At 61.7% G+C, this 12,179-nt stretch carries 9 protein-coding genes and 1 tRNA gene; 2 read left to right on the plus strand and 8 right to left on the minus strand.

Going from position 1 to position 12,179, the window contains the following annotated elements:
- Positions 1–260: 260 nt before the first annotated feature.
- The 4 genes from araD1 to chvE all read right to left on the minus strand — a co-directional run bounded on the left by araD1 (position 261) and on the right by chvE (position 5,469).
- A complete protein-coding gene (araD1, locus tag AC1DX0_RS21630) occupies positions 261–1,253 on the minus strand; it encodes an AraD1 family protein (protein ID WP_477356794.1) in 993 nt (330 codons plus the stop codon).
- Between the two features lie 207 nt (positions 1,254–1,460).
- Positions 1,461–2,747, minus strand: coding sequence for a multiple monosaccharide ABC transporter permease (mmsB, locus tag AC1DX0_RS21635; protein ID WP_477356795.1), 1,287 nt, complete (start codon positions 2,745–2,747; stop codon positions 1,461–1,463).
- Entirely contained in the window at positions 2,744–4,276 is a 1,533-nt protein-coding gene (gene mmsA / locus AC1DX0_RS21640) for a multiple monosaccharide ABC transporter ATP-binding protein (protein WP_477356797.1), read from the minus strand. Before mmsA ends, mmsB begins: the two co-directional genes overlap by 4 nt.
- Before the next feature lie 122 nt (positions 4,277–4,398).
- Positions 4,399–5,469: a multiple monosaccharide ABC transporter substrate-binding protein gene (gene chvE / locus AC1DX0_RS21645; protein WP_477224270.1), complete on the minus strand. Its 1,071-nt coding sequence runs from the start codon at positions 5,467–5,469 to the stop codon at positions 4,399–4,401.
- 314 nt (positions 5,470–5,783) lie between these two features.
- Here chvE and AC1DX0_RS21650 point away from each other — a divergent pair, with 314 nt between their 5' ends.
- Positions 5,784–6,773 carry a LysR family transcriptional regulator gene (locus AC1DX0_RS21650; RefSeq protein WP_477356799.1) on the plus strand — a complete coding sequence of 330 codons (990 nt, stop codon included), beginning with the start codon at positions 5,784–5,786 and terminating at the stop codon, positions 6,771–6,773.
- A gap of 135 nt (positions 6,774–6,908) precedes the next feature.
- On the opposite strand, the gene AC1DX0_RS21655 is transcribed toward AC1DX0_RS21650, so the two are convergent.
- Entirely contained in the window at positions 6,909–7,163 is a 255-nt protein-coding gene (locus AC1DX0_RS21655) for a hypothetical protein (RefSeq protein WP_477356801.1), read from the minus strand.
- Positions 7,164–7,510: 347 nt separating this feature from the next.
- On the opposite strand from AC1DX0_RS21655, the gene AC1DX0_RS21660 reads away from it, so the two are divergent.
- Positions 7,511–8,272, plus strand: a complete 762-nt coding sequence (locus AC1DX0_RS21660) for a Stf0 family sulfotransferase (RefSeq protein ID WP_477224267.1) — start codon at positions 7,511–7,513, stop codon at positions 8,270–8,272.
- Positions 8,273–8,359: 87 nt separating this feature from the next.
- On the opposite strand, the gene AC1DX0_RS21665 is transcribed toward AC1DX0_RS21660, so the two are convergent.
- From AC1DX0_RS21665 to AC1DX0_RS21675, 3 genes are all read right to left on the minus strand, one after another.
- Positions 8,360–8,433: transfer RNA gene (locus tag AC1DX0_RS21665), tRNA-Gly, on the minus strand.
- Positions 8,434–8,530: 97 nt separating this feature from the next.
- A complete protein-coding gene (locus AC1DX0_RS21670) occupies positions 8,531–10,417 on the minus strand; it encodes an acyltransferase family protein (protein ID WP_477356803.1) in 1,887 nt (628 codons plus the stop codon).
- 208 nt (positions 10,418–10,625) lie between these two features.
- The gene (locus tag AC1DX0_RS21675; protein WP_477224265.1) at positions 10,626–12,116 is read right to left on the minus strand and encodes a hypothetical protein; all 1,491 of its coding nucleotides are present in this window, start codon (positions 12,114–12,116) and stop codon (positions 10,626–10,628) included.
- Between the last annotated feature and the right edge of the window lie 63 nt (positions 12,117–12,179).

Genomic DNA, 12,179 nt, shown 5'->3' on the forward strand with positions numbered 1-12,179 from the left:
CTGTTCGGGTTCACAAAAGAAGGCGGTCGGGCCCCAGCTCATCCACGGTTTAGGCCACCTGAGGGGCGACGGGCTCTCGACCACCGCCACGGATCAGGCAAGCACCTGGTCCGTGGCACCCTCAACAATGCACGATTCCAAACACACAAGGGGTGTTCCAGGGAACACTGACGCCTCACTCCGCTGGAACACCCCTCAACCGTCTCGGCGCTGCGCGCCGATCCACCTTCTCCCACAAGGGGAGAAGGGAAGGGGTGCCCTCACAGCGCCTTCACCGCCACCTTTACCGGCTGCTCAATCTCGAGCGGGTTGCGCAGCGGCAGGCCGAAATCCCCGGCCTCGATCTCGAACACATCGCCGGCCTCGGTCTTGACGCCATCGGCGAAGGACAGTGTCGCCGTACCGAACATATGCACGTGCACGTCGCCCGGCTGGCGGAACGCCGAATATTTGAAGTGATGGTGTTCGAGATTGGCGATGGTGTGCGACATGTTCGCTTCGCCCGACAGGAACGGCTTTTCCCACAGCGTGTTGCCATTACGCACGATGCGCGACGTGCCGCGGATGTCGGAAGGCAGGTCGCCGATCAGGATCTCCGGTCCGAACGAGGCATTGCGCAGCTTGGAATGGGCAAGAAAGAGATAATTCACGCGCTCGGTCACATGGTCGGAAAATTCGTTCGACAGCGTGAAGCCGACGCGGAAGGGTGCGCCATCATCGCCGATGACATAGATGCCGGCGACCTCGGGTTCCTCGCCGGCGTCCTTGGCGAAGGCCGGTGACAGGAGTGCGGCACCTGGCGCCACGGCCATCGTGCCATTGCCCTTGTAGAACCATTCCGGCTGCACGCCGACCTGGCCTTTGGCCGGCTTGCCGCCCTCCAGCCCCATGCGGAACATCTTCATGGAATCGGTGAGTTGCTCCTCGCCATCGGTGCTGAGCTTCTTGTGCATGGAATCGCGCGTCGCSGCYGAWCCSAGRTGGGTKAGYCCGGTGCCGGTSAGATGCAGATGCGCCGGATCGGGRTGRTTGATCGGCGACAACAGCCGCCCCTTCTTGTAGGCGGCATCGAGATCGACCATCTCGCCAAGTCCCTTGCGCTCGATCAGCGCGACGAGGCCGACGCCGGTGCGGGCAGCCYCCATCGCCAGCGAGTAGACACTGCGGGCGCCGTTGATGATCCGGGTCTTGCCGCCATTGCGGGCAACGACGCGGATGGTCTCGGCGTCGTCGAGAATCTGCGAGATCAGCATGATCAATCCTCTCTCATGTGTCTTGGCCTGGTTGCCTCTTGGCAAACCTTGACCTGCGCGGCTCGGACCTCGCCGCGCCACGGGTGAAATTCTTCGTCCGGATTGCGGTCGCGGGCTTGATCCCCGGGGGGACTTCTTGATGCCGGCGGGTTGCCGGCAGCATCGCGATCTAGACCCGTATGCCTTCCTCGTTGCTTCGCCGGCCTGTTAGGCCTTGTTCTTGTTGTAGACGTCGAAGAYCACGGCGCCGAGCAGCACCAGGCCTTTGACCACCTGTTGCCAGTCGACATTGACGCCCATGATCGACATGCCGTTGTTCATGACACCCATGATGAAGCCGCCGACCACCGCGCCGATGACCTGGCCGACGCCGCCCATCGCCGAGGCGCCGCCGATGAAGACGGCGGCGATGACGTCGAGCTCGGAGCCGAGGCCCGCGGCCGGCACCGCCTGACCGAGACGTGCCGCGATGATCAGGCCGCCGAGCGCCGACAGCACGCCCATGTTGATGAACACCATCAGCGTCAGCCGCTCGGTGTTGATGCCCGACAGCTGTGCCGCCTTGGGGTTGCCGCCCATGGCGTAGATGCGGCGGCCGATGGTCATGCGCTTGGTGACGAAGACGAACAGCGTGATCAGCACGCCCATGACCAGCAGCACCACCGGCAGGCCACGGTAGCTGGCGAACTCATAGACCAGGAACAGCGCCAGCGCGCTGGCGACCAGCGTCTTGATGACGAACAACGTGAAGGGCTCGGCCTCATAGCCGTGGCGTTCGCGCTTGCGCCGGGTGCGGACTCCGAAATAGGCATAGGCCAGCACGGCGATCAGCCCCAGCACGACCGTCGTCATGTGCAGGGTGACGCCACTACCCATGATGGTCTTGCCGGCTGCGTTCACGACCGGCGGGACGAGCGTCAGCGGGCCGATCACATCCGGGATGAAGCCGGAGCTGAGCATTTTGAAGTCGTCCGGAAGCGGCCCGACCGAGGAGCCGCCGCCCAGCAGCGCCTGGCAGATGCCGCGGAAGATCAGCATGCCGGCCAACGTGACGATGAAGCTGGGTATCCGGTGATAGGCGATCCAATAGCCTTGCGCCGCGCCGATCAGGCCGCCCACGACCAGGCAGACGATCGAAACCACCAGCGGATTGCTGAGCGGTCCGAGCTGCCAGATGACCATCATGTTCGCCGCCAGCGCGCCGATGAAACCGGCGACTGATCCGACGCTGAGGTCGATATAGCCGGAGACGATGACCAGCAGCATGCCCAGCGCCATCACGATGATGAACGAGTTCTGCTGCACCAGATTGCTGAGGTTGACCGGCTTGAACAGCGTTCCCGACGTGGTGAACTGGAAGAACAGCATGATGACGATCAGCGCGATGATCAGGCCGTATTCGCGCAGATTCGTCGTCAGCGCCGAGACGGCGATGCGTGGGCGCTGTTCTACTGCGGCGTCGCCTTGCGGGGCGGGGGCGCTTTCKGTGSTCATGMTGCTTTTCCTTCTCCCCGAACGATGGCGCGCATKATYTTTTCCTGGCTTGCTTCCGACGCCGGCATTTCGCCGACCATGCGCCCTTCGTTCATGACGTAGATGCGGTCGGTGATCCCCAACAATTCCGGCATTTCCGACGAGATGACCACGATCGACTTACCTTCCGAGGCAAGCCGCGCGATGATCGTGTAGATTTCGTACTTGGCGCCGACATCGATGCCGCGCGTCGGCTCGTCGAGGATCAGCACGTCCGGGTCGGCGAACAGCCATTTCGACAGCACCACCTTCTGCTGGTTGCCGCCGGAAAGATTGCCGGTCAACTGATAGACGCTGGAAGCGCGGATATTGGTCTTCTTGCGATAGTCGTTGGCAACGGCGAGCTCGCGCATGTCGTCGATCACGCTGTGGCGCGACACACCGCCGAGATTGGCCAGCGTTATGTTGTGCTTGATATGGTCGATGAGGTTGAGACCGTAGGTCTTGCGATCCTCGGTCACGTAGGCAATGCCGTGCTGGACTGCCCTGCTCACCGAGGAGACATCGATCGGCTTGCCCTTGAGCAGCACCTCGCCGGTGATGCGGCGGCCATAGGAGCGGCCGAACAGGCTCATGGCGAATTCGGTGCGGCCGGCGCCCATCAGTCCGGCAATGCCGACCACCTCGCCCTTGCGCACATTGATGTCGATGCCCTTGATCACCTGCCGTTCGGCATGGAGCGGGTGATAGACCGACCAGTTCTTCACCTCGAACACGATCTCGCCGATCTTGGGCTCGCGCGGCGGATAGCGGTCGTCGAGCGAACGGCCGACCATCGAGGTGATGATGCGGTCTTCCGAAATGTCCTTCTTGGCCAGCGTCTCGATGGTACGCCCGTCACGGATGACGGTGACCTTGTCGGCGACCCGGTTGATCTCGTTCAGCTTGTGCGAGATCAGGATCGAGGTCATGCCTTGCTTCTTGAATTCGAGCAAAAGGTCCAGCAGCGCCTGGCTGTCCTTCTCGCTGAGCGACGCGGTCGGCTCGTCGAGGATCAAAAGCTTGACGTCCTTGCTCAGCGCCTTGGCGATCTCGACCAGCTGCTGCTTGCCGACGCCGATATTGGTGATCAGTGTCTTGGGGTCCTCCTTGAGGCCCACCTTCTTCAACAAAGCGGCGGTGCGCGCCTCGTTGGCATCCCAGTCGATGACGCCGTAGCGGGCGTTTTCGTTGCCGAGGAAAATGTTTTCGGTAATCGACAGCATCGGCACCAGCGCAAGCTCCTGGTGGATGATGACGATGCCCTTGTGTTCGCTGTCATGGATGCCCTTGAACTGGCATTCCTGGCCCTGGAAAATAATCTGGCCGTCATAGGTGCCGGCGGGATAGACGCCCGACAGAACCTTCATCAGCGTCGATTTGCCGGCGCCATTCTCGCCGACCACGGCGTGGATCTCGCCTTCCTCGACGCTCAGGTTGACGTTCGACAGCGCCTTCACGCCGGGGAACGTCTTGGTGATGTCGCGCATCTCCAAAATCGTCGAGGCCATGGGAACTACCGCTCCTTGAGAGGTCGGCAAACACTGCCGGCGAGGTCGGTAACAATACCGGGCTCGCTGGTGAACGAAAAGGGGCCCTGCGTTGCGCAGGACCCCTGTCTTTGTAACCGAGATTACTTCAGGTCTTCGGCCTTGATATAGCCGGAGTCGACGACCAGCGCCTGGTAGTTGGACTTATCGACCTCATGCGGCGTCAACAGGATCGAGGGAACGACCTTGACGTCGTTGTTGTAGGTCTTTTCGTCGAGGCCGTCGGGCTTGCCGCCCGAGAGCACCTTGTCGACCAGCTGGACAGTGGCCTTGGCGAGGTCGCGGGTGTCCTTGAACACGGTCGAGTACTGTTCGCCCGTGATGATCAGCTTGACCGAGGCGGTCTCGGCGTCCTGGCCGGTCACGATCGGCCAGGGCTGTGCGTCCGTGCCGTAGCCGACGGCGCGCAACGAGGCGGTGATGCCGCGCGACAGGCCGTCATAGGGCGACAGAACGCCATCGACGCGGCTGCCGTCCGAGTAGTTGGCCGAGAGCAGGTTGTCCATGCGCGCCTGGGCGGTGGCGGCGAGCCAGCGCAGCGTGCCGACCTTGTCCATGCCGGTCTGGCCGGACTTGATCTTGATCGAGCCGTCGTCGATCAGCGGCTGCAGGACGGAAATCGCGCCGTTGTAGAAGAAGAACGCGTTGTTGTCGTCGGGCGAGCCGCCGAACAGTTCGACGTTCCACGGCTTGGTGTTCGGGAAGCGCTCCTTGAGGCCCTTGACCAGCGAATTCGCCTGGATCACGCCGACGCCGAAATTGTCGAAGGTGGTGTAGTAGTCGACATTCTTGGTCTTCTTGATCAGGCGGTCATAGGCGACGACGACGACGCCCGCGTCAGCGGCCTTCTGCAGCGCATCCGAGAGCGTGGTGCCGTCGATCGAGGCGATGATCAGCGCCTTCGGGCCCTTGGTGATTTCGTTTTCCAACTGGCTGAGCTGGTTGGGGATGTCGTCCTGCGCATACTGCAGGTCAACGGTGTAGCCGAGAGCCTCGAGCTGGGACTTGACGGCATCGCCGTCATTGATCCAGCGCTGCGAAGTCTTGGTCGGCATCAGCACGCCGACAAGACCCTTGTCGGCTGCGTGCGCCGAATAGGTCATGGCAGCGATGCCAAGCGCCGCGACTGCGGCCAGTGTCTTGATGATTTTCACGTAAACTCTCCCTGGTTGATGGACGCGGCACCCCGGGGGTCGCGGGCCGCGCAATCGTGCAGAAGCGCCAAGGCACTACTGCCGTCATATCGATCTCCGGTATCCTCCCATGGTCCCGAGGCGCTGATTTCAATCGATACGATTTTTATCGTCGGCGATCGTTGCGTCTCGGAACGCGCTGACGTTGCGACCCTTTTGCCATAACTGTCAAATGCGATCTTTGATGGTTGCTATACCGCAAGTGGTATATGCTATGAGCAGTGGCAGGTGCTGGCGAATGCCAGAGGGTCGCGAGCCCGAGACGGGGAAAAGCCATGGCAGCGTTACGGAATCCGACTGGGGTTTCAAATGGTTACAATGAGACCCCGGGCGATGGCGAAACCCTGCTGCGCAGTGGTCTCAGCCTGCGTCACATGCGCATGATCGTCGCGCTCGACGACCAYGGCCGGGTGAGCGCGGCGGCGCAGGTCATGAACATTTCGCAGCCGGCKGCSTCGCGCATGATCGCCGAGATGGAGGCGGTGCTCGAGGTCAAGCTATGCGAGCGGCTGCCGCGCGGCATCACGCTGACGCCCTACGGCAAGGCTCTGGCCAGGCGTGCGCGTTCGATCCTGCTGGAGATGCGCGAGGTCGATCGCGAGATTTCCGAGCTCAAGGCAGGCAAGGGCGGTTCCGTGTTTCTCGGTGCGGTGACGGCGCCGGCGATCGAGCTGGCGGTGCCGGCGATCCGCGAAATCCGCCGCATCTATCCGCGCATCGAGATCACCATGCAGGTCGAGACCTCGAATGTGCTGGCGCGCGAACTGATCGCCACACGCCATGATTTCATCATCGCGCGCATTCCCGACGACCTCAATCCGCGGCTGTTCGAATCGCGTGTCATCGGCGTCGAGAAGGCCTGCCTGATCGTGCGTCGCGGCCACCCGCTCACCAGGGGCGGCGTGGTGCGGCTGGAAGACACCGCAGCCTATGACTGGGTCTTTCAGTCGGGCGGCTCGCCCTTGCGCCAGGCGATGGAGAGCAATTTCCTCAACCGCAACATCGCGCTGCCGGACCGYATCCTCAACACCTSYTCGCTGCTSTTGACGCTGGTCATGGTCGCKCAGTCCGACGCCATCGCGCCGGTYTCGRTSCAGGTGGCGAAATTCATCCAGARYCCCGAYGGGCTSGCCGGCGCCATCGAYGTYGTCCAGACCGARTTCGACATCGAGGTCAGGCCCTACAGCCTGATCACGGTCAGGAACCGCGTGCTCTCGCCGGCCGCCAAGATGCTGCACGATTTCATCCTGCGCGAAGTGGGGTGATGGAACAAGAAGTGCAGTCGCGCGTTCAGCCCAATCGGCATCTCGCTGGAGCCCGTTTTGGGCGAGGGAACGAGGGGCCGGTGGTCAACAACTCGGGAGGTTTTGATGGAACGTCGGTTGTTTCTCACTGGAATGCTAGGCGTTGCGGGGGCCGYGGCGTTTGCTGGAGTGGTCGGACCCGGCCGCGCGGTTGCCGGTATTCCCCAAGGCAACGGAATTCTCGATGAACTGGACAAGCCGGATCCGGCTGTCTTCGAAGGCGATGAGGACGTCGAAGTGGAGCAGGTCTCCCATCGTCGCTGGCATCATCGCGACCATGGGCATTGGCGTCGTCGCCATGGTGGACGGCGCCGCGGTTGGAGACGCGTTTGCCGCCGCTACTGGCGCCATGGGCGCCGCCATGTCCGTTGCTGGCGCGAGCGCGTATGGCTCGGCGTCTGGCTGTGACGAACCATTGACGAAGGGCCGGCCACCGCAGCGTGGCCGGTGTCGTCTCTGCACAGATGGGCGGGCCAAGGTTTGCATGTTTCAATCGGTGCCCGGACTGGCACCGATCACCCAACCGTTACGGAATCGTCCGCCCAACTTAATCTAAGATCGAATTGACCGAATCATATTAGACATTACTAATCGAATCCCGACAGACTGAGGTGCCACCATGCCGAGGGCCATCAAGGAGCAGAACCATATCCCGTAACACCGGTTACACGTCCACAGACCAGGGGCAATCGGCACCCATGAAAGGCGTGGCGATACTGACCGAAGCCCGCAGTGGCTCCGAATGGCTTGGCAGCCTGGCAAACAGTACCGGGACATTGGGTCAGTCAGGCGAATGGCTCGACCCCAGCAAGCTGGGGTTCAAGCCCAAATCATTCGAGGAGCTTCTTTGCGCGGTGATTGATCGCGGCAAGACCGCGAATGGCAGGTTCGCTGTAAAGGTGTTTTCGCGGCACCTTGAGACGGCGCAGGCGAAGTATGGAGTCGACTTCCTCACCGAATGCATCAGGCGCCATGGCATCGGATTGGTCTTGCTGGAACGGAGAGACCGACTTCGTCAAGCAATTTCCTATTGTCGGGCGAAAGCGTCAGGCCGCTGGCAGAGCACGACGAGCAGTGCTGATCTGATCCCGGAGTACGACTTCGCCAGCATCTGCCAGGTCTACTTCCGGATCGAGCAGAGCCATGCCTTCTGGGGCGCTTACCTGCGCATGGCCGATCTGCCCTACGACCATTTTTTCTATGAAGATCTGTTGAGTGACCCCCGTCCGTATGTCGCCTCGTTGGCGCGCCAGTTATCGGTCGAAATGCCGAACTGCAATTTCGAGACGAATTTGCGGTTGCAGCGGGACGCCTACACCGAGGAATGGGTTGAGCGGTACCGTAATGACGCCAGGTCGAAGAATTTGCTGGCGCATCTCCCCGAAAAGATGGCGCCGCGCAACGTCGACAATCTCGCTCGGTTCCTTCTGAAGAAGCAGATGCGAATTAGTCAACTCTAGGTCGTGGTCGGCAATTAATTTCCACCTCAGGGGGTGTGGATGATGCCGGGACCCTCAACATCAGGCGCATAGCCCTTCGGCATATGCTGGAGCGGGTAGCGGGAATCGAACCCGCGCGTTCAGCTTGGGAAGCTGACAGGCTACCATTACATCATACCCGCGCGTGCCCTCGTTACCATGAGGTTCGGCCTTCGGGCAATCGCAAAGCGATCCCTGAACAAGCGCTTTCGCGGTCCCCCCAGCGCTGGCCCGCGATTTCTATTTTGCCTTCGCGACTTTGTTGCTGGCGGCAAAGCTTGGCCAATATTTCGAGATGGCGAGCGTCGCGCCGGCAGAAGAGAAATGGCCGTAGTCGAAGTAGAGAAACTGCCTGGTGCCGGCGTCGGCGTAGGAACAGCCGGCCGTGTCGCAGAGGTAGGCCAGCGGGTCGATGAAGGTGGCCCCTTTGGTAAACGGCAGCACCTGCTTGTTGATATCCGGATCCATGGCCATCGGCCAGGATGTGTTGGCGACATGGTCCCGTCTCGCGAAGAAAGCGATCTTCTGGACGTCGGCGATGAATTCCGGAGACTGGCCGATGACATAGACCTTGACGCCCATGTCGCGCAGCCGGTCGATCGTCTGCTGCAGGCCGTCAAAACCCCTGGCCTGGTAGTCGGTCCATCGGCCGCTCAGGATCACGGCCTGGATGTTGGCTTCGCGGATGATCGACAGCGCCCGTTCGTTGAAGCGCGTGCAGGCCGGCCGGGCGTAGGAAAAGTAGCTCAGGTTGGGGGGGCAGCCGGCATAGGTGTACTGGATGACATTGGCCTGGATTTTCTCAGCGTTGGCCTCCAGCCCCGACACATAATGCGCCGCGAAGGAATCGCCCCACAGCAGCACATTGGTGGCAAAGCCATGTGTGCGCGTGCAGTCCGCGAGGTTCCAGTCCTCGATCGGGCTCCCGCCTTCGTTGAAGCAGACGCCGTTGCGCCAGTCACCCACCAGTACCCGCTCCGTCGAGAAGTCCGGGAACCGTTGTGGAAACCCCTTGCCGAGCACACCGGCCATGCCGCCGACGCACAGCAAGGCGATCGCTGTCGCCGAAAAGGCGAAGATGGGCAGCGGAGCGGTGAGAGGCCCCTTCCGGCGGAAGGGCTGCTCGACATATTTCCACGAGAACGTCGCCAGGGCGAAGCTCGCCACCATCATCGCCATGATCGTCGGCACGCCGATGGCTTTCAGCGAGAGATAGTGGACGAATGAATTGATCGGCCAGTGGACGAGATAAAGTGAGTAGGAGATGAGGCCGACCCAGACCAGCGGCGCAAACCGAAGCACGCGTGTGGCGACAGGCTCCAGCCTGTCGGCGTGGGGCTGGCCCGCATAGATAAGAAGCGCCGTTCCGATACAGGGAAACAAGGCATTGTAGCCCGGAAACGGGTCGCTCTCCGAAATTGTCAGAAAGCCAAAGCCAATCAGGCCAAAGCCGGCGAGGCCGATCAGTTCCGTCAGCGGACGGCTGGCCAGCGCCGGCGGTTTTTTCAGCATCAGAATGGCGCCCAGCGCCAGTTCCCAGATGCGCGTTGGCAGCAGGTAGAAGCCGGCGGTCGGCGCCAGCGTGGTTGCCATGACCGCCAGGGCAAAACTGCCTATGGCGATCGGCAGCAATATCGTCAGCCAGCGCTTCGCGGCATAGCGGTAGATCAGATACACTAGGATCGGTGCGAAGATATAATACTGCTCCTCGACCGAAAGCGACCATGTGTGCAGCAGTGGCCGCAGTTCCGCGTCGATGGAGAAATAGTTGGTCGTTTTCCAGAAATAGATGTTCGACCAGAAGGTCGAGGCCGCGATCACGCTGAGACTGTATTCGTGGAGGTCCGACGGCAGCAGAATGAACCAGGCGGCGACGCTTGCGAGCAGGATGACGAAAGTCAGCGCCGGCAGGATGCGCCGCGCACGGCGCCAGTAGAAGCGGCCGATCGAGAACTGGCCGCGCTCGAGGTCGTCGAGCAGGCTGCCACTGATCAGATAACCCGATATGACGAAGAAGATGTCGACGCCCGTGAAGCCGCYGGGAATGGCGGACACGCCGAAATGGAACAGCACGACGGGCAGCACCGCGACGGCCCGCAGGCCATCGATGTCGCGTCTGTAGTTCATCTGGCCGCTCCGCATGATGCGGTCGGCGGTATTCGCATGCCGCAGCTTGGAGCACTGCTCATGCGACGACGTCCTGATACTGTGGAAAATGTCGGTTCGTTGATCGCACAGGCCCATCCTCTGTTGCGCAACTTTGCTGCACTGCAACATAGGTGTCAAGGCAAACCGGGATTCGATTGGCGAACCCGATAGGCACAGGCGTCGAAAATCAGGCGCCGGGCAGGTAGATCACGGCGTCGTCGTCCGCGTAGGCCCGCTTCCAGCCCAACTCCGTGAGGAAGGGGATGCGGGTGTCGTCGGCCGTAAGGAGTGCCCAGCCGATGGCGTATTTTTTCAGCTGGGCATCGAGCAGCGGTTTTCCGTCACTGCGCCCCGTCGCGTCGTCGGCTTTCGTGAACCCGCCCAGGAACAGCTGATCCGTCCTGCCGTCGATATAGGTCTTGATGCCGTGGAAAATCAGCGTGCCGCCGAAATTGTAGGAATTCAGCACGTTGCCTGTGAGATGGTGATCCTTGGCGAATGCGAGGGCGCCGCTGGCGGATGTTTTCGGGCTCGGCGCCACCTGGTAGGCACTGCCGAGGATGAAGACCGAGCCGACCAGCAAGACAGCCAACGCGCCTGAGATCGCGTAGAACCGGCTGGCGAAGAGTTTTTCCAGCCCGTCACGCTTTTCCGCCAGCCAGGTCGTGGTTGAGAGCGAAGGATATTGCAGTGCGACCTCGACCGCGATCACCAAGGGGATCAACAGGAAGGGCAGATATACAAATCGCAGATGGGCGAGATAGACATGCAAGGCGAAGACGATGAACAACGCCTTGGCCCAGCCGATCCGCGGTCTCGATACCAAAAGCCCGAAAAGCGCCAACAGCATCGCCGCTTCCTGGAAGAGCTGCTCCTGGGCATTGAACGGTCGCCACTCCAGGATAAGAGGCACCGCCTCGTTGCCATATGCCACGGTGAACGTCGCCAGGATGGCTTTCACGCCATAGGGATGCAGCAAGCTGACCAGGGGGCAGAGCAGGCCGAAAGCGACCCATTTTGCCAGCAGGACGGGTTTCGACAGGCCCGAGCGCGCCAGCAGAACGAGCCCGGCAAAGGCGGCGATGACGAAGCTCAGGGTGAACGTGGCATGCAGGTTGGCCCACAAGACGACAAGCACGAGCAGCCACAAAGGCGGGGCCTTCTCATCCTGCGCGGCACGAAACAGCATTGCCGTCCAGACGACGATGATCGGCAAGGTGAAGACGTGGGGGCGCGCCGTATAGATCGGAGCGATCAGGAAAGCCGCGGCGAAGGCCAGCGCTATCGCCAGTATCGGCTTCAGCCATGCGCTGAGGAACCATCCCATCAGGAAGACGGTCAGGCCGACCGTGACGATGATCAGGGTGACGACGCCATTCCAGCCGCCCGCACGGTAGGCAAGGGCCAGAAAGACCTGCCCCAGCCATTCCTTGGCGATCCAGGGTTGGCCGGCGAACGTATAGGAATAGGGGTCGACGGCAGGAAACGTCCGATTCTCCAGGAAGTCGAGCCCGACCTTCACTTGCCACCAATTGTCGGGATCCTGCAGGATCGCGCCGGCAAAGGCGGTGAGCACGGAGGCCACGATACAGGCGCCGAGAAGGCAGAATACCAGCCTGATGCGTTGCGCGTCCCCGAGCGACGGCGTCGCCGTCGCGATTGCCGCAACCTGGGTCATGTCGCGACTCCGCGCGACGGCGTCGCCGTCGCGATTGCAGCGGCCTGGTTCATGTTACCGCTC

The sequence above is a fragment of the Mesorhizobium sp. P3_A9 genome (assembly GCF_056402975.1).